This is a genomic window from Streptomyces sp. NPDC059224 (genome assembly GCF_042754285.1).
GTDB lineage: Bacteria > Actinomycetota > Actinomycetes > Streptomycetales > Streptomycetaceae > Streptomyces.
The window spans coordinates 154,738-177,727 of sequence record NZ_JBHZAN010000015.1; the positions used below are offsets into that span (position 1 = coordinate 154,738).

The following is a 22,990-nucleotide window of genomic DNA, read 5'->3' on the forward strand; positions in this document are numbered from 1 at the left end:
TGCGGCTTCCACCGTCGGGGCGCGCGGGATCACCGCGGATCGGCGTATCCGGCGGCCAGGTCACCGAGCGAGACCGGTGCACCGGGGTCGGGCAGGGCCGCGAGCCTGGCCCGCCTGGCGTGGTCCACCAGGTCCCGGGGGGTCAGGCCGGCCAGAGCCTTGCTCACGTGCTCCAGCATGGCGGTGGCGGCGGCGAGGACGGCTTCGTCGTCCAGCGGGCGCGCTTCGACGTTCATCGCCCTGGCGGTGAGCTTCTGGAGACTGCGGAACAGATCGCCCTTGTGGACCTCACGGATCGTCAGTGACAGGTGCACGGACAGGCCACCGCTCCCGACGGCCTCGTGGGCGAAGGCGCGTGGGATGTACAGGACGTCCCCGGCGTGCACGGTGGCGCGCAGCACCTCCGCCGGTTTCTCCCCTTCCACACTTCCCTCGCGCCAGTCACCGCCGGCCGGTCCCTCGTAGACCCGCCAGTCCTTGCTGCCGGCCAGTTGGAGAACGAGCACATCGGCGTCGTCGCGATGCAGTGGAGCACCCTGGGCGCCGGGCGGGGTGACGAAGCAGAACGCCTCCACCGGCCGCTGGAGTTCGGCCGACAGGTGTGCCAGGAGATCGCGGGTGGGGCCGTGCCACTGGTCGACCCTGTGCATGAGCAGGGTCGCGCCCCGCTCGATCAGCGCCCGTATCTTCTTCTGGTCGGCGAACCCCGGGTGGGAGACGCCTCGGACCGAACGCGCCGAGAGGTAGGTGTCGGCGGGCAGGGGGCCCTCGGCGCCGGTCATCTCCACGTAGGGCTCGTGCAGGAAGCCGCTGGCGAGGGCGTCGTCCACGTCGGCCGGCGTGAAGGGACTGCCGAGGGAGCCGCCGGGAGTGAAGACACCGGGACGGCGGCGCCAGTGGTCGGCGGCGAAGACCGCCGGGTCGCCGACCCACCGGGACAGCGTGGTGGAGTGCGCAAGGGTCATGTCGTGGGTTCCTCTCTGTGCTCGGACGATGTGCGCCGGGGCACGTGGGGCCGGAGAACGGGCAGGTCGCCCCGCTCGAAGCGCTGTTTCGTCGCGGAGATCCGCACCTTGCCGCTGGTCGTCACGGGAAGGCTGCCGGCGGGCAGCAGGGCGACCTCGGAGACGTACAGGTCGAGGGCCTGGGCGAGGCGGCGCCGGACCTGGGCGGCCAGGTGCGCGGGGGACGGTGCGCCGGGGCCACCGGTCACTTCCGACACCAGGCACAGGAGGTCGCCGGCCGTCTCGTCCCCTACGGTGAACGCGGCGCACCGCCCCGGTCTGAGGCCGGGTACGGCCGCACAGGCCGCGGTGATGTCCGCCGGGTGGAAGTTGCGGCCGCGGTGCACGAGTACGTCGTCCGCCCGTCCCAGGACGAACAGCTGGCCGTCGTCGAGGAACCCGAGGTCCCTGGTGGGGTGCCAGCGGGATCGCCGGACCGGCTTGCGCCAGTAGCCGCTGAAGAGTTGCGGGCCCCGGATGTGGATCTCCCCCACACGGTGCTCGTCCTGGCGGCCGTCGCCGATGCGTACCCGGGTTCCCGGCAGCGGGACACCCGAGGAGAGCAGGGTGGTGGCGGGGGTACCGCGCGCGGCACGGACCGCACGGCCCGCACGCAGTTCCTCGGTGCTGACGGCGAGGCGGAGCGGCGGTAGTTCGGGGGTGGTGGCGGTGACCGTGAGGGTCGCCTCCGCCATCCCGTACGAGGGACACAGGGCCCCGGCCCGGAACCCCGCCGCCGCGAACCGGGCGGCGAACCGCTCGGCGGTGGCGGCGCGGACCACCTCTCCCGCGCTGCGCGCCACCCGCCAGGCACGCAGGTCCAGGGTGGCCATCTCGTCGTCGGTGGTCCTGCGCGCGCACAGGTCGTACGCGAAGTCGGGAGCACTGGACAGCGTGCCGCGGCAGACGGTGAGAGCGGAGAGCCATTCCGCCGGACGGCGGGCGAAGCGCTCGGTCGGCATGAGCACGGACTCGTATCCGCTGAACAGCGGCCTGAGGATGCCGGTGATCAGACCCATGTCGTGGCTGAGCGGCACCCATGTCACGGCGACGTCGGCCGGGCTCTCGCGGTAGCGGACGGCCGCCTGGCGGCAACTCGCCCGCAGGGCGCGGTGACCGATGACGACGCCCTTGGGAGAGCCGGTCGATCCGGAGGTGTACTGGAGAAAGGCGGGTGTGCGCCGGCTCACCCGTACGTCGGGCGCGCCGCCCCCCTCCGGCAGGACGGCGGCGACCGCCCGCAACTCCTCCCAGGTGCGGATCCGCACCCGCGTGGGCAGGTCCTCCAGGGCGGGGCGCACCGTGTCCCGCCACGCCTCGGTGGTGATCACGAGAGCCGGGCGGCAGTCCCGGACGACGGCCCGCAGTCTCTGCTCGAACGCCTCGGCGCGCATCGTGCGCGGGCCCGGGGCGGGAACCGCGACGAGTCCGGTGCCGATCACGGCCAGCAGGACGGCGGCGAACGTCTCGTCGTTCGGCAGGACCAGGACCACCCGTTGTCCGGGTTCGGCATGCGGGCCCCGCAGCGCGCGGGCGACGGTGGCGACCAGCCCGGCCAGTTCACCGAAGGTCGTACGGCGCCGGATCCCCCCTTCGTCCCAGCTGGTCAGGGCGATGGCGTCCGGCCGGTGCCGGGCGTGGTGCCGGAGCCATCCGGTCGCCGCGACGCAGTCGTGGGCCGGTCCTCCGCTACCGGGGGCCATGGGGAGCGCTCCGCGCCAGGACGCCGAGGTCGGCACGCCTCAGCTTGCCGCTGGGCGTGCGGGGCAGGGAGCCCGAGACCGCGAGCACGACGCGGGGGCGGGGCAGGTCCAGTTCGTCCGCCGTGGCCTCGATGGCGGGCACCGGGTCCTGGAAGTCGGCACCGTGACCGTGTTCCACGAAGCACACCGGTTCGTCGTCGGCGCCGTCGAGGGCGGCGGCGTCGGTGACTCCGGGCAGCAGCCGGATGTCGTGCTCCAGCCGCGCCATCCGGATCTCCCGCGGGCTCTCGGCCCGGCCGAGGACGAACAGATATCCCTCGTCGTCGAGATGGCCCACGTCCCCGGTTCTCAGCACGCCGGTGTCGGACGGATCCCGGTCGGCCGCCCGCAGCCGGATGTCTATGTCCCCGGTCTCGCCCGCGGGCACGGGCCGGCCCTCCCGCGATATCTCGACACGGATCCCCGGCAGGGGCCGTCCGACCGATCCGGGCCTGGCCAGCCACTCGGCGGTCGTGATCTCGGTGATCACACCGTGGGACGTGCCGTAGTACTCGTGCAGGACCGGCCCGAACAGGTCGATGGCGGCGCGCTTGACGGCGGGTGGGCAGGCGGCCCCGCCGTGGAAGACGACCTGGAAGGGGTAGCGCGCTGCCGCGCCGGCCTGGACCAGGTCGGTCAGGCGGTCGGGACTGAGCATGACGCTGTCCGCACGGTGCCGGTCCGCCAGTTCAATGAAGGCGTCGCAGGACCAGGTTCGCTGGACGACGACCGTACTGCCCGCCTGCAGCGCGTACAGGGCGGGGCCCAAGGTGCCCAGGTGGTAGGTCGGGTTGGCCATCAGGTGCGGGCCCCGGCCGGCTCCGGCGCCGTAGCGTTCGACGACCGCGACCCCGCGGTAGGGCCTGCGTGGACGGGCCCGGGCCACGGCCTGCGGCAGTCCGGTGGTGCCGGAGGTGGCGAACACGAGGCGGCCCGCGGCCGGCGGGGCCGCGGGCGCGGCGGGGCCGTCCGTCAGGGCCGTCAGCTGCGTGTCGGTCACGACCGGGCAGGGCAGGGCGGGGCCGTCGGCCCAGGGCCGCGCGCTGATGTGCACGGCGGTGGACACCGAGGCGAGCAGGGACGGTCCCATGGGGATCCCGAGCAGGTCACGGTCGATGGGGAAGAGACCGAAGCCGTGTCGCAGCGCGGCCAGGGCCAGCGCGAAGAAGGCCGGCCCGGTGGGGATGTCGGTCGACACGACCGCGCCGTCCGGGATCCCGTGGGCGCGCAGCCCCCGGGCCAGGTCGTCCGCGCGGCCGGTCAGTTCGCCGTACGTGCTCTGCTCGCCGTCGGCGATCACGGCCACGCGGTCCGGGTGGGTCCGCGCGGTGGCCCAGGGGTCCCAGAGATAGGGCTTCATGATTCCTCAGTGCTTGGCTGTCGGCGAGGCGGGAGAGGGCTGCGCGAGTGCTTCGGCGAGTGCCGCGAGGTCGGGGAGGCCGACGACCAGTTCGACATCGACCTCGACGCCCAGGCGCTCCTCCAGACGGAGACTCAGTTCGACCGCGGTGATGGAGTCGCCGCCGAGGGCGAAGAAGTCGTCCTCGGGCACGACCGGCCTGCCGAACACCTCGCTCACGGCGGTCAGTACCTCGTCGATCGGCGTGTCGGACATGGCGCCTTCTCTGCTGGGGGCTGGGGTCGGAATCGGGTACGGCGGGAGGAGGACGGCCCTCACCACACCTGCCCGGTCATCCGGCGGGCACGGTGGCCGCCAGACCGGCGAGCATGTCGTCCAGGACCGCCCGCGCCAGCCGGCGGTCGGCCCGGTGCCCGTCGTAGAGGAGGTCGATGCCCAGGCGGTCGCGGAACTCGGTGCACCGGAGGTGGAGTGCGAAGGTGTCGTGAAAGGTGATCCGGTGCAGCGGGTAGGCGTCGGCCGTGATCCGCAGACCGTCGATGTCGTCCGCGACCGTGGAGTTCCCTTCGAACCGGCGCAGGTTGACGTAGATGTCACGGCTGACCGGCGCGCCGGCGGCCCCCTCCGCCTCCCGGATCAGCGCGGTGAGGTCCTCGGCGTCGAGCCTTTGGTGCCGGAGCCCGTTGAGCAGCTGGTCACGCACCTGGGTCCGTACGGAGAAGGCGTCGGCGCCGACGTCGCGCAGGGTCAGCGGGCAGGAGCCGGCGAACATGCCCACCACGTCCGTGTCCCGGGACGCACGCGAGTCCATCGACGTCCACAGTCCCACCTCGGACCTGCCGGTACGAGCGGCCAGTGCGGTGACGAACAGACCGACCGCCGACTGCAGGACGGTGAAGCGGAACTCTGCGCACACACCGCGCAGCGCCGTGACGGTCACGGCCGGCAGCTCCGCGCTCACCATGCCTGCTTCGGCGCGGTCGGCCCCGGTGGGGTCGGTGCGGGGCCAGGGGACGCGGGTCATGAAGGCCAGGCGTTCCCGCCAGTTCGCGAGCGCCTGCTCACGCAGCCGCTCGCTCGTCCGCTCCCGCTGCCGGACCGCCGCGTCGGCGAACGAGGGGGCCGTGTCCGGCGGGGACCCGCCGTCACGCAGGGTCTGGTAGTCCCGCCAGACCTCGTGCCCGAAGAGGTGATGGGCCCGGCCGTCGAAGACGAGGTTCTGGAAGGTGGCCAGCAGCGCGTGGTGGCGGTCGTCGTAGCGCAGCAGCCTGATGACGAACGGGCGCTGCGGGCCGTACGACCACGGGGTGACGCAGTCGCGGGACAGCAGGACCGAGGCGTAGTGGGAGAACTGCGCGGGCGAGGCGGCCTTCACCTTCACCCGTCGGACGACGTCCTCGTCGGCCTCGATGCCCCGGGTCCACTGCAGCGGGTGCGGGCCCGGCACCGGATCCATCTGGAGGTGGAGGGCGTCGTGCCGGACCACGAAGGCGCGTACGGCGGCGGCGAGGGCGTCCGTGTCGAGGTCGCCCAGGATCTCGAACGCGAGCTGAGTGTTCTTGTGGGACCAGCCGCTGGAGAGGGTCTTGGTGTGGAACCACTCCTGCTCGAAGGTCAGGGGGAAGGGGGTACGGACCCGTGGGTCCGTCAGGCCAGGCACAGGTACTCCGTTCCGCTCTCCTTGAGCACGGCGGGGGAACCCGCCTCGACGACGCGTCCGTCGCGCATGACGACGACCTGGTCCGCCTCGTCCATCACGGTCAGGCGGTGGGCTATGACGACGACGGTGATCCCCGCGTCCAGCAGCCCCCGCATGATGGACTCCTCGAGAGCCGGGTCGAGGGCGCTGGTCGCCTCGTCCAGGATGACCAGTTCGGGTTTCTTCGCCAGCGCCCGGGCCAGCACGATCCGCTGGCGCTGTCCTCCCGACAGCCCGTGGCCGCCGGGAGCCACGAGGGTGTTGTAGCCCATGGGCATGGCCTCGATCTCCTCGTGGATGTGCGCCAGCCCGACCGCCGCGATCAGGTCCTCCTTGCTGATGTCGTCGCCGCCGAAGAGGATGTTGTCCCGGATGGTGCCGCCGAAGAGGTGCGCGTTCTGGTTGACGTAGCCGATGCGCCGCCGGTAGGTGGGCCGGTCGAGTTCGGCCAGGTCGGTGCCGTCGACGGTCAGGGTGCCGCCGGTGGGTGTGTAGAGCCCGGCCAGCAGCATGCCGAGGGTGGACTTCCCGGACCCCGAACGGCCGATGATGGCCATGAACTGCCCCGGTTCGAGTTCGAGACTGACGTCGTCGAGGGTGGGCCGCGGAGCCCCCGGATAGCGGAAGCCGACCCCTTCGGCCCTGATCCGGCCGGGCCTGGCCACGCCGGTCTCGGCGAAGGCGCCCCGCGGTTCGGGGGCCGCCCGCAGGACGTCGTCGAGTTTGGCGAGGGTCGGCCGGACCGCGGCCAGCTGGGAGCCGGCGTCGAAGAGGCCTTCCAGCGGGATGAACAGGGCGATCGTCAGTGTCATGAAGCCCATGGCCTCACCGAGCGAGTAGCGGTGGCTGAGGACCAGCCAGATCCCGGCGACCAGCACGATCAGCGGCGCGGCGAACTGCAGCGTGCGGCTGAGGGAGGCGAACAGGGCGAGGTTGCGGCGGGCGTTCAGCCGCTTGTTGACCTCGTGGACCAGGGTGTGCGACCAGCGCTCCACCGCCCGGCCGTCCATGCCGGCGGCCTTGAGGGTGGTGATGCTCTCCAGCATCTCCACCAGTTCCTCCTGGGCCTTGGTCTGGCGTTCGAGGACCTCTTGGCTCAGCCCGGTCTGCCGGCGCCAGGTCAGCACGAGGATGCCGGTCTGCACGACGACCAGCACCGTGACGAGAAGCGACAGGAGCGGGTTCGCGACGGCTATGGCGATCAGATAGACGACGATGAGCAGGCTGTCGAAGACGGCCGAGACCGCGGTGAGGCTCAGGACCTGGACGAGCACGTTGCTGGTGCGGACCCGTAGCGCGAGATCACCGGAGTTGCGCACGGTGAAGAAGTCGTAGGGCAGGTCCGCCATATGCCCGACGACGCCCAGGGTGAGCCGTTTCTCGATGACGGCCTGGCGCCTGGTGACCAGAAACGACCGCGCGACGGACAGGGAGAAATAGAAGACGACCAGAGCGGCCAGGATGGCGCAGGCCGTCCACGCTCCGCCGGTGGAACGGTTGCCGAGGACGCGTTCGACGAGGAATCCGGCGGTGAGCGGCAGGGCGAGTTCGAAGGCCATGAGTCCGGCGGAGGAGGCGAGGATCAGCGCGAGTTCCCGGCCGCGCGGCAGAAACTGCCGCAGGCGGTGCCAGGGGCCGCGGAGTTCACTGCCGCGCCGGCGCCGGCCGGTGCCGGTTTCGAGCGGCCGCTCGAACTCCAGGGCCACGCCCGTGAAGGACTCGGCGACCGTCGCCAGGGTGAGCCTGCGGCGTCCATGGACAGGGTCGATGACGTCCACATGGTCTTTGCCGGCTCCCTCCAGGACGACGAAGTGGTTGAAGTTCCAGAACAGGATCGAACCGGGGGACAGCCGGGCCAGGGCTTCCGCGCGGGCGCGCACGCCGCGGCCCTTGACGCCGTATTCGCGGGCGATCTCCAGGAGGGTGCGGGCCGATGCGCCATTGCGTCCGGAACCCGCACGCGCGCGGATCTCGTCGAGGGACACGTCCACGCCGTGGTGGCGCAGCACGGTCACGAGAGCGGCGGGACCGCAGTCGCTGACCTGGGTTTGGAAGCAGACCTGCAACCGCGCTCCGCGTGTGCGTCGCCCGAACCGCTCGCGGACCGCGGTGATCCGCTCGGCCGCTCCCCTGGGCCGGGTCACGGCAGGAGCGTCGCCGAAGACCGGTCCCAGGCCATCGCTCCTGCGATGGTGTTCGAGCGCCTCGGCGTTGAAACGCGAATCGCCAGGCATGAGTCCCTTCCCGTTGTGAGTCGCTGGCCTGTCCGCCCGCGACAGGACGTCCGGACGCGAGCCGTCAATCCGTCCGCCGAAGAAGCGCAGGCCCCTTCGGCGGACGGACCGCGGATCTCAGATCGTCAGATGACGCAGGTGAGGGAAACCCCGAACTGGCCGCCGACGATGTCGTCCAGCTCCTCTTCCGACAGGTCGGAAATGTCGATGTCGTCGAAGTTTTCCATGACTTCTCTCTTTCGAATGAGGCCTCTTCGCATCCGTGGATCGGATTCTGTAACCAGAGAACGGTGTCGAGCCACACCAAGAAATCACCGAAAAGCGGCGCCCGGACGAAATCCACTACAGGCACCGAACCACCTGACGAGAGGAAGCACAGGGGATGTAATGCATTCACTTCACGTCCGGATGACCGAACGACTGAACCATAGAGAGCATCATACGATCGGTCAAGCCTTGATTCGCCGCTCGCGTTATGCTCGATCCACGCCGAGTACGAATTCCCGCCCCCCGGCATCGCGAACTGAATAGCGTGGGCCAGAAGGAAAGGAGCCACATAAACGTCCACACTCATGGTGGCATGAAAATCGGCTGCCGGAACGGCGGCCCGGAAAGACTAGTGGATTCCCTAGATCTTCGAGTTGTGCGCCCTGTTCGGCCGCCGGGCACGCGCGCGTCCGGCGGAGGGACGCGGCCGAGGACGACGGGCCCGTGGCGACGGCCGCCGACAGCTCTCCGCCACTCGGGGGAACGCCGACCGGTCCGCCCGGCCGGCCGGCCGCAATTGGCCCGGACGTGGCGCCCGTTGGCCATCGGGGATGCCAAGCGGAAACGCCCTGATTGGTAGACTCCCGCAGGCCATGGTCTCCTGAGCGTCAGCCGGGAGATGCTCTGAGCATGCGCGGTACCCGTGGAGGAATGATCTCGGTGTTGACGATGCAAGAAGCACTGCTGGTGCTGAACAAGTACTGGACCGAACACGGGTGTTTGGTCGTTCAGCCCATGAACACCGAGGTGGGTGCGGGCACGCTCAACCCGGCTACGTTCCTGCGGGTCCAGGGACCGGAGCCGTGGCGTGTCGCATACGTGGAACCGAGCGTCCGGCCCGACGACTCACGTTACGGCGAGAACCCGAATCGGCTGCAGACCCACACGCAGTACCAGGTCATCCTCAAGCCCGAGCCCGGAAACGCGCAGGAGCTTTTCCTGGGCAGTCTGCAGGCCCTGGGCATCGACACGGCGGCACATGACATTCGCTTCGTCGAGGACAACTGGGCATCCCCGGCGCTGGGCGCCTGGGGGCTCGGCTGGGAAGTATGGCTCGATGGTCTGGAGATCACCCAGTTCACATACTTTCAGCAGGCGGGCGGCATCACCCTCGACCCGGTGTCCGTCGAGATCACCTACGGCATGGAACGCATCCTGATGGCGCTTCAGGGCGTCAATCACTTCAAGGACCTCAAGTACGCGCCGGGTGTCACCTACGGCGAGGCGTTCGGCCAGGCCGAGTACGAGATGAGCCGTTACTATCTCGACGAGGCCGACCTGGAGACCCAGCGGAGCCTTTTCGAGGCCTACGCGGGCGAGGCACGCCGCATGCTCGACGCGCGTCTTCCCGTACCCGCGTACTCCTTCGTCCTCAAGTGCTCGCACGCGTTCAACGTGCTCGACGCGCGGGGCGCCATCTCCACCACGGAGCGGGCGCGTTCCTTCGCCCGGATGCGCGGACTGGCCCACGAGGTAGCCGAGTTGTGGGTGGCGCGCCGCGAGGAACTCGGCTTTCCCCTCGGTCGCGTGTCCAGCGGCGACTCCGCCCCGGCCGGCGCCGCCCTGGGCGGGGCTCCGGACCGGGCGGCGGCGGCCGAGCCCGCCGTGGCCCCGCGGGACACGGTGACCCCGCCGGCCGGGCCGGGGCCGGCCACCCTCGTGGTGGAGATCGGCGTGGAGGAGATGCCGCCGGCGGAGGTCACCCGGACCTCGCAGGCGGTGCGCACCGCGCTGACGGAGAAACTGGGCGCCACCCGGCTGGGACACGGTGAGATCAGGGTCGACGCCAGCCCCCGACGCGTGGTGGCCACCGTCCTCGGTGTGGAACCCCGCGAGGCCGACTACGAACAGACCGTGCGCGGGCCCCGGGTCTCGGCGGCGTTCGACGCGGAGGGAAACCCCACCAAGGCGGCCATCGGCTTCGCCAGGAGCAACGGCGCCGAACCGGCCGATCTCGGCCGTGTCACCGTCGGCGCCAACGAGCACGTCGCGCTCACCCGGCAGGTGGTCGGGCGCTCGGCCGAGGAGGTCCTCTCCGCTCTTCTCTCGGAGGTCGTGACCGGACTCCGCTCCGAGAAGAACATGCGGTGGAACGCCCCGCGGCTCTCCTTCACCCGTCCGATCCGCTGGATCATGGCTCTGCTGGGAGAGCGGGTCGTCCCTTTCACGGTGTCCAGCCTGACGTCGGGGCGTACGACGCAGGTGCACCGTGACGCGGCGCCGCCCACCGCGGAGGTGCCGACGGCCGACGGGTACCTGCCCTTTCTGAAGGAGCACGGAATCCTCGCGGACGTCGCGGAGCGGCGGCGCCTGGTGGTGGACGGCGCGGCGCGACTGGCCGAGGCCGTGGGCGGACACATCCAGACGGAGCAGTACGGCGCGCTGATCGACGAGATCACCAACCTGGTCGAGTCCCCCACCCCGATCCTCGGGAACTTCGACCCGAAGTACCTCACGCTGCCCGCGGACATCCTCGTCACCGTCATGCGCAAGCACCAGCGCTACCTCCCCGTGGTGGACGGCGGCGGCAGCATGCTGCCCCACTTCGTGGCGGTGGCCAACGGAAGGTGCGACCACGACGTCGTCCGCCACGGCAACGAGGCGGTGCTGCGGGCCCGGTACGAGGACGCCTCCTTCTTCTGGAAGGCGGACCTGGAGACCCCGCTGAGCGAGATGAGGGAGAAGACGCACCTCCTCACGTTCGAGGAGCGGCTCGGCTCCATGGCGGACCGCGCCGACCGCATCTCGGCCGTCGCCCGCCGGCTGGCGAAGATCGTCGGCCTGTCCGGCACGGACCACGACGTCCTGGAACGGGCCGCGGCCCTGACCAAGTTCGACCTCGGCTCCCAGATGGTCACCGAACTGTCCAGCCTCGCGGGCATCATGGCGCGCGAATACGCCGTGCGCGCGGGCGAGAGCCAGGCGGTGGCGCAGGCCCTCTACGAGAACGAACTGCCGCGCTTCGCCGGCGACGCGCTGCCCGAGACCCTGCCGGGGGCCCTGCTGGCGCTGGCGGACCGGCTCGACCTGCTGGTCGGTCTCTTCGCGATCGGGGCCGAACCCACGGGCAGCTCGGACGCGTTCGGGCTGCGCCGCTCCGCGCTGGGCGTGGTCAACATCCTCCTCAGCAGGAGCGACCTGTCCGCGATCAGGCTCGGCCAGGCGCTGGCCGTCGCGGCGGAGCATCAGGCCGTCGCGGTCGGGCAGAAGCATCTGGAGGACGCGGCCCAGTTCGTGCTGCGCCGCTTCGAGCAGCAGCTGATCGAGCTCGGGCACTCCACCACCGACGTCCGCGCGGTACTGGTGCGCGGCGACTCGCCGCGGCTGGCCACGCGCACCCTGGAGGAGCTGGAGGGCCTGCAGGGTGACGACCGGTTCACCACCGTTCTCGCGGCGTTCCAGCGGGTTCGTCGCATCGTGCCGGCCAGCCTGGAGGCGGTGTACGACCCGGAGCAGCTCCACGAGCCCGCCGAGCAGGCTCTGCACGCCGCGTTGGCCAAGTGCCGGCAGGTCCTCGACGGGGAGACCTCGCTCGTCCGGTTCAACGCGGAGACGGGCGAACTGGTCGACGCGGTGAACATCTTCTTCGACAACGTCCTGGTGATGGCCGAGGACCCCGCGGTCCGGGCCAACAGGCTGGGTCTGCTCGCCGGAGTGCGCGATCTCGCGGAGGGCATCGTCGACTGGGAATCCCTGGTCTGAGAGGTCCGGCCGGCCACTGACGGTTCATGAGCGGGTGCCCGTACGGGCACCCGCTCGTGTGTCTGGTCACCGGTCACGCGGCCAGAGCGGTGTCCACGGCGTCCCGGCCGGCACGACGAGCACGTGCCGGCCGTTCGCATGTCCTCCCCCGGAGCCGGTGTCCCCGGCCCCCGATCCCGGCGGCGCCAGGTCGTATACACATTTTCGAGGATGAACCGGCCTGATTGATAGGCTGGTTGCTCGCCGACCGCGGTCGGCTTGCCACCTCAGCGCACAGGCGATCGATCCAGGCGTGAACCGATCCCCACGGCGAGTTCGTGACCATGGTGGTGACGACGGCGTTCGGAACGGTCGGGCAAGGAGGGCCTTGGCGAGGTGACGGAAGAACTGCTCTTCGCCGTTCTCGGGGCGGTCCGTGCCTACCGGGGCGACACCGAACTGCACCTCGGTCCACCCCAGCTCCGGGCCATGCTGGCGGTCCTGCTCCTGCGACCGGGGCACACCGCGTCGAAGGCGCAGCTGGTGGACGCGTTGTGGGGCCCCACGCCCCCCAGCAAGGCCACCACCACCATCCGCACCTACGCCTGGCAGTTGCGCAGACTCCTGGAACCGGACCGCTCCACGCCGAGTGTGCTCGTGTCGGTCGGCGACGGCTACCGCCTGGTCGTGCCCCCGTCCTCGCTCGACGTGGGCCAGGCCGAGACGCTCACGCGTGAGGCGGCGCAGGCACGTGCCTCGGGCCGGTTGGAGGAGGCGAGCGACAGCCTGGTCCGCGCACTCGACCTGTGGCAGGGAGAGACTCTGGCCGGAGTGCCCGGACCCTTCGCCATGCGGCAGCGTGACCGGCTCGAGGAATTTCGCATCGCCCTGCTGGAGGAACGTTTCGACCTCGACCTGGCCCTCGGCCGTCATCGCCAGGCCATTCCCGGTCTGGCGGACCTCACGGCCATGCACCCCCTGCGGGAGCGTCCGTACGGCCTGTTGATGCGCGCGCTCTACGGGGCGGGCAGACAGGCCGACGCGCTCGCGCTGTTCAGCGGTGTCAGGAAGCTGCTGCTGGAGGAGCAGGGCATCGATCCCGGGCCTGAACTGACCGCCGTCTACCGGCAGGTCCTGGAGAACGATCCGGCCCTGTCCATCGCGGCCGTCGAGGAACCCGCGGTGTCCGACGAACCGAAGGCGGCCGAGCCCCTCCCCACGGCCGCCCGGGACCGGGAACCGCTGCCCGTTCCGGCACAGCTTCCGCCGCTGCTGCCCGACTTCGCCGGTCGCACCGACGCCGTCAGCGACATGCACACCCTGCTGACGACACCCGGACGGCGATCGCCGACCGTCGTGGCGATCGCCGGGATGGGCGGGATCGGGAAGACCTCACTGGCCCTGTTCACGGCCCACGGTGTCCGTCACGCCTACCCGGACGGGCAGCTCTACGCCGATCTGCGGGGAGCGGACGACAACCCCGCCGAGCCCGCCGGAGTCCTGACGGGGTTCCTCCTGTCGCTGGGCGTCGCGGCCGAGGACATACCCGACACCCTCGAGGACCGCTGCAAACTCTTCCGTTCGATGCTGGACGGCCGCGGGGTGCTGATCGTCCTGGACAACGCACGTGACGCGTCGCAGGTCCTGGACCTGGTGCCCGGATCGGTCGGCTGCGGAGTCATCATCACCGGCAGGTCCCGTCTCTTCGGTCTGCCGGTCTCCAAACAGCTGAGCATAGACACCTTCAGGCCCGACGAGGCCCTCTCGCTGCTCGGCACGGTCATCGGGCAGGAACGGCTGGACGCGGAGCGGGAACAGGCGCTCGAACTGCTCCGGCTGTGCGGGTTCCTGCCGCTGGCCATCCGGATCGTGGCCACCAGGCTGGCGTCCCGGCCGCGGTGGGCCATCGCGACACTGACCGCCCGCCTCGCCAACGAGCAGCGACGCATCGAGGAACTGCGCGTGGGTGACGTGTCGATCCACGCGGTCTTCGAACTCGGCTACCGGCAACTGCCGCCCGAGCAGGCCCGCGCCTTCCGGCTGCTCGCCGTCCCGGGGCCCCTGGACTTCGGGCTGCCGGTGGCCGCGGCCGCACTCGCGACGGACGAGGAGACGGCGGAGGAGCTGCTGGAAGCCCTGGTGGACGCCGCCATGCTGGAGTCCCCCGAACCGGGCCGCTACCGCTATCACGACCTGCTGCGCGCCTTCGCCCAGTGCGCGGAGCCGGAACACCAGGACGAGACCCGGCGGGCCTTCGGCAGACTGCTCGACTACCTGCTGGCCACCGCGTGCAACGCCTTCGCGCAGGCCGTGCCCGGAGACCCGGTGGCGAACTCCCTCGGCCCGCTGCGGGCCCAGGGGCTGCACTTCGACGACGTCCACGCGGCGCGTTCCTGGATCACCGGCGAGATCGGACTGGTGACGGCGGCCGCGCTGCACGCCGTCGGTCTGCGGTCGGAGCCCTACGACGGCCAGTTGCGGACCGCCGTGGACCTGCTCATAGCGGTCAGTCCCTTCTGTGCCGACGTCCGGTTCGAGGGGCTGCGGTCCGCCGCCCTGGAGCTCGCGCGGGAGGCCGGGCTGCGGGGCGGCCAACGGGTGCTGGGCCGGGCGCAGTTGCTGTGCAGCAGCATCGCCCTGCAGGCCGCCCGCCCGTCCGACACCGAGGAGCACGCGCGTCTTGCCGTCACGGCGTCGAGGAGCACGAAGGACACGGTCATCCTCCGGCAGGCGCTCAACAACCTCGGTGTAGCGGTCATGTTTCTGCATCGATACGACGAGGCCGTGGAGTGCTTCGACGAGGCGATCGCCCTGGCCCGTGTCCTCGGCCACCGGTCCGGCGAGGCGGCGACCACCATCAACGCGGCGCTCGCCCGGGTGCGCAGCGGCCGGGCCGCCGAGGCGATCCCGGCGTGCGAGGCGACGCTGGTGACCCTGCGTTCCCTGGGCGACCTTCCGGGGGTCGCCTACGCGTTGTACGTGCTGGCACTGGCGTTGCACGAGCACGAGCGGTTCGGCGACGCCGTCGCCCGCTACACCGAGTGCCTCGCGGTCTGCCGGTCCGCCGGCATCCGGGGGCGCGAGGCCCATGCCCTGTACCGACTCGCCGAAACGCTCCGCAGGACGGGGCGGTACGACGAGGCGGTGCGGTACGCCACCGAGGCCGTGGCCCGGTGCGAGCAGATCGGAGCCGTACGGGACCACGCCTACGCGTTGATGGTCCTGGGCCGGGCCGAGGCCGATCGCGGCGGTATCGACACCGCCCGTGTCCAGCTCGGCAAGGCGTACGCACTCTTCACCGGTCTCGGCCTGCCCGATGCAAACGATGTCAGCCGGATCCTCGGCCGGCTGCCGGACGGCAGCGCACCGACGGACGGACCGTGACGGTACCGGTCGCCGGCCCGTACCGGCACATCCCGTCACGTCTTTGAAATCCCCCTCGCGGTGGAGTGGGAATGCCGAAAAGGCGAGGCGCACGTCGAATATACCAGGGATGGACCACGTATATTCCCCGGCGTGCGAGAGTGAGCGCCAGCGGTCGCAATATGCGCGGAAAAAGTCGTGGAGCGGTCAGCAATTCAGCTCCGGGGCGGCGCGGACCGAATTCGGCCCTTTCTTAGGAGGCGTTTGAATGCCCAAACCTCGCGAACAGAAGGACAACCACCTCATCTACGCCGACGCCGTGGGGTCGCGCGGTAAGTCGGGCGTGTGGTTCGGCGAGCGCGAAGACTTCAAGGCCAAGCAGGTCAGCGTGATGGACGCCGTCAAGGAGCGCATCGAGTGGGTGCCGGTCGAGGACGCCGTCATGGCGATCAGCCTTGACCCGCCCGGCATCGTTCTCATGGCGCCGAACCCGTCGCTGCCCGGCATCATCGTCCTCGCCGACGGTGCGACGTCCGAGAACACCGAGCATCTCAAGAAGCACTACACCGAGATCGTCCAGGGTGTCCTGAAGGACGCGAACATCGCGCAAGAAGACTGATCGATCCATCCTGCTGCGGTGTCATCGGCAAGCGACGGTGGCACCGCAGCGGGCTTCTCGCTGTGCGGTTCGTTCCGACGCATGGCTGCTTCCGTTTCTTTAGGAGTTCACCGTGACGAACGATGCCGATCGACTCTGGAACAAGTATTTGCTTGTCGCTCAGGGGGCGGAGGGTATTGTCTTCGATCCCGTCTCCCTGGGGAGCGCTAGTCTCACCGCCGATGAGATGAAGCGCATACGCGACGACGATCCCCAGATCCTGGCGGAGATGAAACAGCTGGGCTTCACTTCCGAGCCGCCGGCCGCACCTCAGCGCGATCTCATCTTCGACCGGATCAACGGGCTGGGCATGACCGGAAAGCCGCCGCGGATCAGCGGATACCGCATCGTGGTGACCGACCGCTGCAACATGACCTGCACGTACTGCTTCGTCGACACCAACACGGGCGCCGACGACATCACCATCCCCGACCTCCGCGAAGGGCTCGAGTACCTCTTCGAGCAGAACGCCGGCCAGGAGGAGGTCACCATTCAGTGGTTCGGCGGCGAGCCGACCACGCGGTTCGACCTGATGCAGTACGGCGACGAGTACGCTCTCGAACTCGCCGAGAAGCACGGCGTGGGGCGGGTGCAGTTCACCGTCGTCACCAACGGTGTCCTGATCAAGGACCCCATGATCGAGCACTTCAAGAAGTTCAAGTACGGCGTGGGCGTGTCCTTCGACGGCGCTCCGGACGACAACAAGGTCGAGCGGTTCCTGCTGTCGGGCAAGCCCGCGGACCAGCGGATCCACCGGAACATCCAGCGGCTGATCGATGCCGGGGTGCACGTGGGCTGCAACCTCACCCCCACGCCGATCAACGTGAGCAACCTGCCGGACACCGTCGAGTACGTGCTGTCCCTCGGCATCAACTTCATCTACGTCAACACCCCCATTCCGATCTCCGGCCGCTGGCACGTCGACGGCGAGGCGCTGTGCCGCGCGGTGTTCCGTTCCCGGCTTCTCGCGCTGTCCCGCGGTGCCATGCTGTTCTCCTCGCTCGACCGCATCTACCAGGCCCTGGACACCCGCCTGCCGAAGATGTACGAGCACATCCAGCAGGACGGCGGCCTGAACGCGGCCCTGCTGTCCCGCGGGCGCATCTCCATCCTCGACCTGAACTGGCGCGACGACTCTTTCGTCTTCCCGATCAGTCAGCTTCGGGAGCAGCCGGAACTGCTGGCGGGAGCCGCCAAGAACCTCCTGCCGGCGAAGGAGTGCGGAGAGTGCCCCGCCGCCGCCGTCTGCGGTGGTCCGTCCCGCAACGACGTCTCGCTCCGGAACAACCCCGAGCCCGACCCGCAGATGTGCGACTTCTTCCAGGTGGGTCTCGAACTCGCCCTCACCGACCAGACGGGGTTGCAGTGACCGACAGCCTCGGAGCACTCCGCGGAGTGCTCGTCTCGACCGCCGACAACTGCGAAGTGAACTGCCGGTTCTGCTTCCGGGCCGATGTCGGACGCGACGTCCTCAGCCTCGACACCTACGCCCGGGCCCTGTCACGCCTCCACGAACTCGGCGTGGACGAACTGTGCTTGTCCGGCGGCGAGCCGACCGACCACCCGGAGTTTCGCCAACTCGTGCGCGTCGCGCTCCAGTTCGGCTTCCGCACCTCGGTGGTCACCGCCGCCAGGACCGGCCCGCGCCTCGATGCCCTCGCCGGTGTCGCCGGCATGCTCAGTCACGTCACGGTCTCCGCCGACAGCCGTAGGGCGGACGAGATCGGCCGCACCGGCCGGACCATCTCCTCGACGCCGGAGGTCTTCGAGGCGCTGGGACACCGTCGGGCGAGCCTGCACGTCACCGCCTACGAGCTGGACGAGGACGACCTGAAGGCCATCATCTCGGTGGTCGAGAAGGCCGACGTCCCGGTGGAGGTCAGCCCGCTGCTGCCGTCGCCGACGTTCCGTTTCGAGAACCCCCACCTCAAGCGCGACCTGGCGTTGATCGACACGTTCTTCGGCATGTCGGAGCAGCTGAGGACCGTGGTGTCGGACTACCACGAGTGGCTGCGCGGCCCGGTCGTGCGGTCCTGCCAGTCGGCGCGGCTGTACCTGTCCGCGGACGGCTTCCTGCGCCGCTGCCCCTACGACAGTTCTCAGCAGGTGTCGGTCTTCGCGACGCGGCGGGAGATCGGCGAAGCGCTCGAGCAGTCGTTCTGCGAACCACCGACCACCGGTCTGGCCTGCATGGCGATCTGCCGTTCGGAATCCCACGAAGGGTGAGTCGTCCATGAACACGATGCAGGATCAGCCGTCCGTGGTGATCGGCACCATGCGCTGCTCGGGATCCTTCAACGGCCTGATGGTGCTGGGCCGCGACGCGGACGAGGGCCGGGAGTTCGTCGAGGGTGCGGTCGCCCGGGGCTTCACCACCTTCGACACCTCGCCCGTGTACGCACGCGGGAGAGCGGAGGAGGACCTCGGCGCGCACCTTCCCGGCGACGCGTCGGTCTGGACCAAGGTCGGGATCGACACCACCACTCCGCTGCCCACGCTGGACTACAGCCTCGAAGGAATGGCCAAGTCGCTGCAGGGGAGCCTGAAGCGGCTCGGGCGCGACCACGTCGAGGTCGCCTTCGTGCACAACCCGGAGCCGAGGCGGGTGTCGGACATCGACTTCGCCGGGTTCGCCGGGCACTGCTCACGGACGGGGCAGGCGGATCTGGTGGGCGTCAGTGTGCTCCTGCCGGACGTGAGTCTGCCGCAGATCGCCGGCAGGCTGCCGGCCGGCAGCGTGGTCATGTGCGAGGCGGACCAGCTGGATCCGCAGGACACGAACGTGCGGCACCTCCTCGCCGACTACCGTCTCGTGGTCCGCAGTCTCTTCTCGGGCGGCTCCCGGCTGCGAGAGGTGCCGTCCCAGCGCAGGGCGGCGGCGATCGCCGCCAGGATCTCCGAGATCCACGAGATCTACCGTCCCGAAGCCGTGGTCATCGGTCCCCGGACCAGGGAGCAGCTGGACGACTACGAGGCGGGGCTGGCCTGGCTCGCGTCCGGCGCTCGGCACTCCGCACCCGGGCGGTCCCATGTCACTCGATGAGGCGGAGGTCGCGCAGCAGCTGCGGGTGTTCGGCTTCGCCCGCCTCCCGGGCGCCGCCGCGGACACCGTGGAGGAACTGCAGCGTGCTTTCGGCCGGCTGATCGATCTGCCGGCCGGCGCTGCCCCGAACGAGAGGGTCACCAGGTTCGACGCCCTCAACGAGATGCCCGAGCTGGCGCTGATCTCCGGATCGGCGTGGGTGGACGCAGTCTGCGGGGCGTTCTTCGAGCGCAACCACCAGGTCATCACCAGCGACGCCAACGCGCTCGTCGGGGACTCGTACTGGCACTCGGACGGCTTCTACACCACGCCGTTCCTGCGTTTCGTGCTCTACCTGGACGCCACCGCGCACGACACGGGGGCCCTGCGTTTCCTGCCCGGTTCGCATCGAGCCGACAACGGCTGGCTCGGGGAACCGACCCAGCACGTCATCAGGCACCGGGAGGACCTCGGTCTCACCGGGGGTGACGTTCCGGCGGTGGTCGTCGACTCCCAACCGGGCGACGTCATCGTCTTCGACACGAACGTCCTGCACTCGGCGTGGCACGGCGAGGTACGACGGCAGCTGGCGTTCAACTGTGTCGGTGACCCGGTGACCGAGACCGAGCAGCGCGACACGCGTCGCTACTTCCTCAACCGCTACGTCTCCGGATCGGTGTCCATCGGATGAAACTCACCTCTCTGTCGGTGACCGACGCCGAGGTCACCCGCTTCAGGACGTTCGGGTTCCTCCACCTGCGCGGCGTGCAGAACGACGTCGTACCGGCGGTCGCCGACGCCTTCGAAACCGTCTTCGAGAACTTCCCGCAGGTCGGCCGACAGGGGCGTGCGGGCGTGGCCCGGATCGCCGAGCGCAGCGAGGTGCTCCAGAAGGTGCTCCTGGCCGACGACCGGTGCCCCCGGGTGGCACGCCGGCTGCTGGGCACGGACGTCGTCTACGTCGGCGGCGACGGAGTCCGCTACGACGGTGCCACCTACTGGCACCGCGACGGCAACCACCGCGCGCTGCGGCTCCTCAAGATCGTCCAGTATCTGGAGCCGCTCGACGGCGACACCGGCGCGCTGCGGATCATTCCCGGCACCCACCGCAGAGGCGGGAGCTGGGACTCGTTCGCCGCGGAGATGGAGCGCCCGCTGCGTCGCCTCGGGATGCGGCCCGAGGAGGTGCCGGCCTTCACCGTCGGCTCCTCCCCCGGTGACCTCATCGCCTTCGATCCGCACTCCTACCACGCGTCGTTCGGCGGTGCCGACAAGCGGCGCCAGATCACCACGACGTATGCGGCCGTGCCGGAGTCGGCCGAAGCGCGGCGGGAGCTGACGAGCTATCTGCTCGCCGACCGATCACTCCTGTAGCGCCCCTTTCCCGGTACTCCGTCAGCCTCATGAAGCGCGTGAATCGAACGGGTTGGTTAGTGATGGACAACGTAACGGCGGAGACCACGGTGCCGCAGTTCCCGACGGACCGGGAAGCGGAACCGGTCAAGTGGTTCGACGAACTGCGCGAGTCGCACGGTGTGCACTGGGACGAGAGCACGAACACGTGGTACGTGACGCGATACGACGACGTGTACGAACTCCTCCCTGATCCCCGGCTCGGCGCCCAGGTGGAGACCTATTGCCCGCCCTCGCTGACGGAGGAGCAGGAGAACACCTACTGGCGGGTGACGGAGTTCATCGACCGCTGGCCCGTGTTCTCCGATCCGCCGCGGCACACCGGTATGCGGCGCCTCCTCCTGCCGCTGTTCACGCCCGCCGCCGTGCGGCGGATGGTCGCCGCGATGACGGATTCCGTGGCGGCGACCAGTTCCACGGTGACGCCTGACAGGCTGTTCGCCGATGTCGTCAGGCCTGCTCTTGCGGCCGGCCTGAGCGATCTGCTGGACGAGGAGCCGGACGGGCTGGCACAGCTCGCTGACTGCGCCACCCGGATCCTGGCCGTCGGGCCGATCGAGACGTACGACCCCGCCATCGGACGGCTGGCGGAGGAGGCCCTGGACGAACTGACCAGGATCGTCGCGCAGCGCTGCGCGGCTCCCCGGGGGGTCCTCGCCTCGGCGCTGAGCCGCGCGCTGTCCGACGGGACGTTGGATCTTCTGGACGCGACCGCGATCTACGCCCAGCTGGTGAGCGGCGCGCTGGAACCCACCGCGGCGGCTGTCGCCCGCCTGCTGGAGGCGTTGACCGGCCCGGAGAGCACCGCCGTCGACCTGAAGGAAGACGTCGACGGGGCCGTGGACGAGGCCCTGCGGCTGGTCACGCCCTTCCACCTGGCCACCAGGCGGGCGCTGTCCGATCTGACCCTGCACGGTCACACCGTGCGGGCCGAGTCGCGCGTGGTCCTCGTCCTCGTGGCGGCCAACCGGGACCCGAGGCGGTTCGCCGAACCGGACACCTTCCGTGCGGACAGGACCGGGGCTCGCCACGTCGCCTTCGGGCGGGGCCGGCACGCGTGCCTGGCGGCCGGGCTCACGCGGCAGGTCATGAGGGAGATGATGCTGCAACTCGCGTCGACAGGCCTGTTGGAGGAGCTGCCCCGGCTGACCGCGGTGTGGAAGGGGGACTTCGGGGCGCGGTTCGCCGACGACCTCGTGGTCACGCCGGACGCCTGAGGCAGGCCGCAGCAAGACCGCAGCGACGCGCGGCGGTACGCCCTCCCGTCGACCCCGCTTCCAGAGAAGGCATCACGATGACGGTCGAACCGAACAGCCTGACAGCCCTGCGCCCGGACAGCTTTCAGCCCGATGCGGAAAGTTCGGATGCCGGCCACGCCAGAAGTTTCGAGGAGACGTGGGACTCCCTGGAACCGCTGCTGCCGCGCGTCCCCGTCACGCGCGTGTACGACACCACCCCTCTGGACTACATCAGTTCCCCGGTGTGGTCGGCCGTGACCCCGCTGGCCAAAGACCTGATGGTGAGCGCGGGAAAGGGGGCGACGCCGATCGCGGCCAAGCTCAGCGCCGTCATGGAGGCGATCGAGCGCGTCTCGGCCGAGGAGATTCCGGCCCGCAGGATCGTCAGGGGGTCCTACGAGGAACTCGCTCCCGCCGGCGCGGTCGACCCGGAGGACTTCAGCCTGCCGCACGACACGACGTACCGGCCCGACGCCGTCTTTTCCTGGACGGGAGCGTACGACCTGGCACGGGGTGGCCATCATCTGGTGCCGACCGACCTCGTCCTCAATCCCTCGGCGGAAGGCATGACGGCTCGGATCGAGACCAACGGGCTCGCCTCCGGGAACACGTATTCGGAGGCCGTCCTCCACGCGGTCTGTGAGCTTGTCGAGCGCGACGCGGTGTCGGAGGAGGCGTTCTACTCCGCTCACCACGACCCGCTCTTCTCTCCCCGTCGGCCTCTCAGGGTCATCTCCCCGGAGTCGGTTCCGGCCGGAACCGCGAAGGAGCTCATCGACGCGCTGACCGGTCAGGGGCTGGTCGTCCGGATACAGGATCTGACCAACGTGATCGAGGTGCCGGTCATCCGGGTCGTCCTTTTCGACGACGGCTACTTCGGACAGGAGGGCAAGGTGACCTACTTCCCCGGGTACGGGGCCGACCTCCAGCCCGAACGGGCCCTGCTTCGCGCGCTCACCGAGGCGTGCCAGGGGCACGCCAGCTTCGCCACGGGTGCGCGCGAGGTGTTCGAGACGGGGCGGGCCAAGCGCAGGCCGGCCGAGCTGAAGCGGATCGACTCTCTTTACCGCAACCCCGGCTCCCTGCCGTTCCCGCAGGCCAAGGACGGCGGCGGCAGCATCCTGCAGAACATACACACGGTCGTGGGCCGGCTGCGGGACGCGGGACACGACACGTGCCTGGTGACCGAACTCACCCGCGAGGATCTCGGCGTGCCGGTGGTCCGTGTCCTGATTCCGGGTCTCGCGTCCCCCTACGGGGAGAGTTCCCGCACCCCCACCCTCCGCCTGCTGGAAGCGGTGATCTGAGG

Annotated in this window: 16 protein-coding genes; 10 read left to right on the plus strand and 6 right to left on the minus strand. The window is 70.0% G+C overall.

The features are described 5' to 3' along the window. Positions 1 to 29: 29 nt before the first annotated feature. From ACFXI4_RS18420 to ACFXI4_RS18445, 6 genes are all read right to left on the minus strand, one after another. Complete coding sequence (locus ACFXI4_RS18420) at positions 30 to 965, minus strand: JmjC domain-containing protein (RefSeq protein WP_384991868.1); 936 nt, start codon at positions 963 to 965, stop codon at positions 30 to 32. Further along, positions 962 to 2,707, minus strand: a complete 1,746-nt coding sequence (locus ACFXI4_RS18425) for an AMP-binding protein (protein ID WP_384991871.1) — start codon at positions 2,705 to 2,707, stop codon at positions 962 to 964. Before ACFXI4_RS18425 ends, ACFXI4_RS18420 begins: the two co-directional genes overlap by 4 nt. After that, positions 2,694 to 4,106 carry a class I adenylate-forming enzyme family protein gene (locus tag ACFXI4_RS18430; protein WP_384991873.1) on the minus strand — a complete coding sequence of 471 codons (1,413 nt, stop codon included), beginning with the start codon at positions 4,104 to 4,106 and terminating at the stop codon, positions 2,694 to 2,696. The genes ACFXI4_RS18425 and ACFXI4_RS18430 overlap by 14 nt, the downstream gene beginning before the upstream one ends. A gap of 6 nt (positions 4,107 to 4,112) precedes the next feature. Continuing rightward, entirely contained in the window at positions 4,113 to 4,361 is a 249-nt protein-coding gene (locus ACFXI4_RS18435; RefSeq protein WP_384991875.1) for an acyl carrier protein, read from the minus strand. A 76-nt stretch (positions 4,362 to 4,437) separates the two neighbouring features. Beyond that, positions 4,438 to 5,766, minus strand: a complete 1,329-nt coding sequence (locus ACFXI4_RS18440) for a condensation domain-containing protein (protein WP_384991878.1) — start codon at positions 5,764 to 5,766, stop codon at positions 4,438 to 4,440. Beyond that, positions 5,754 to 8,039, minus strand: coding sequence for a peptidase domain-containing ABC transporter (locus ACFXI4_RS18445; RefSeq protein ID WP_384991880.1), 2,286 nt, complete (start codon positions 8,037 to 8,039; stop codon positions 5,754 to 5,756). The genes ACFXI4_RS18440 and ACFXI4_RS18445 overlap by 13 nt, the downstream gene beginning before the upstream one ends. Before the next feature lie 936 nt (positions 8,040 to 8,975). Here ACFXI4_RS18445 and ACFXI4_RS18450 point away from each other — a divergent pair. The 10 genes from ACFXI4_RS18450 (at position 8,976) to ACFXI4_RS18495 (ending at position 22,988) form a co-directional block, all read left to right on the plus strand. Continuing rightward, positions 8,976 to 12,008 (plus strand): glycine--tRNA ligase, encoded by a 3,033-nt coding sequence (locus ACFXI4_RS18450; RefSeq protein ID WP_384991985.1) that lies wholly within the window; start codon positions 8,976 to 8,978, stop codon positions 12,006 to 12,008. 375 nt (positions 12,009 to 12,383) lie between these two features. After that, positions 12,384 to 15,371, plus strand: a complete 2,988-nt coding sequence (locus ACFXI4_RS18455; protein ID WP_384991883.1) for a BTAD domain-containing putative transcriptional regulator — start codon at positions 12,384 to 12,386, stop codon at positions 15,369 to 15,371. 247 nt (positions 15,372 to 15,618) lie between these two features. Further along, entirely contained in the window at positions 15,619 to 15,969 is a 351-nt protein-coding gene (locus ACFXI4_RS18460; RefSeq protein ID WP_075029623.1) for a hypothetical protein, read from the plus strand. 226 nt (positions 15,970 to 16,195) lie between these two features. Beyond that, positions 16,196 to 17,377: a radical SAM protein gene (locus tag ACFXI4_RS18465; RefSeq protein ID WP_384991885.1), complete on the plus strand. Its 1,182-nt coding sequence runs from the start codon at positions 16,196 to 16,198 to the stop codon at positions 17,375 to 17,377. Next, positions 17,374 to 18,234 (plus strand): radical SAM protein, encoded by an 861-nt coding sequence (locus ACFXI4_RS18470; protein WP_384991888.1) that lies wholly within the window; start codon positions 17,374 to 17,376, stop codon positions 18,232 to 18,234. The genes ACFXI4_RS18465 and ACFXI4_RS18470 overlap by 4 nt, the downstream gene beginning before the upstream one ends. A 7-nt stretch (positions 18,235 to 18,241) precedes the next feature. Next, entirely contained in the window at positions 18,242 to 19,051 is an 810-nt protein-coding gene (locus ACFXI4_RS18475; RefSeq protein WP_384991891.1) for an aldo/keto reductase, read from the plus strand. Beyond that, the gene (locus tag ACFXI4_RS18480; RefSeq protein WP_384991894.1) at positions 19,038 to 19,721 is read left to right on the plus strand and encodes a phytanoyl-CoA dioxygenase family protein; all 684 of its coding nucleotides are present in this window, start codon (positions 19,038 to 19,040) and stop codon (positions 19,719 to 19,721) included. The genes ACFXI4_RS18475 and ACFXI4_RS18480 overlap by 14 nt, the downstream gene beginning before the upstream one ends. Continuing rightward, positions 19,718 to 20,404: a phytanoyl-CoA dioxygenase family protein gene (locus tag ACFXI4_RS18485; RefSeq protein ID WP_384991896.1), complete on the plus strand. Its 687-nt coding sequence runs from the start codon at positions 19,718 to 19,720 to the stop codon at positions 20,402 to 20,404. The genes ACFXI4_RS18480 and ACFXI4_RS18485 overlap by 4 nt, the downstream gene beginning before the upstream one ends. A gap of 62 nt (positions 20,405 to 20,466) precedes the next feature. Further along, positions 20,467 to 21,660 carry a cytochrome P450 gene (locus ACFXI4_RS18490; RefSeq protein ID WP_384991898.1) on the plus strand — a complete coding sequence of 398 codons (1,194 nt, stop codon included), beginning with the start codon at positions 20,467 to 20,469 and terminating at the stop codon, positions 21,658 to 21,660. Between the two features lie 77 nt (positions 21,661 to 21,737). Next, positions 21,738 to 22,988, plus strand: coding sequence for a YcaO-like family protein (locus tag ACFXI4_RS18495; RefSeq protein WP_384991901.1), 1,251 nt, complete (start codon positions 21,738 to 21,740; stop codon positions 22,986 to 22,988). Positions 22,989 to 22,990: the final 2 nt, after the last annotated feature.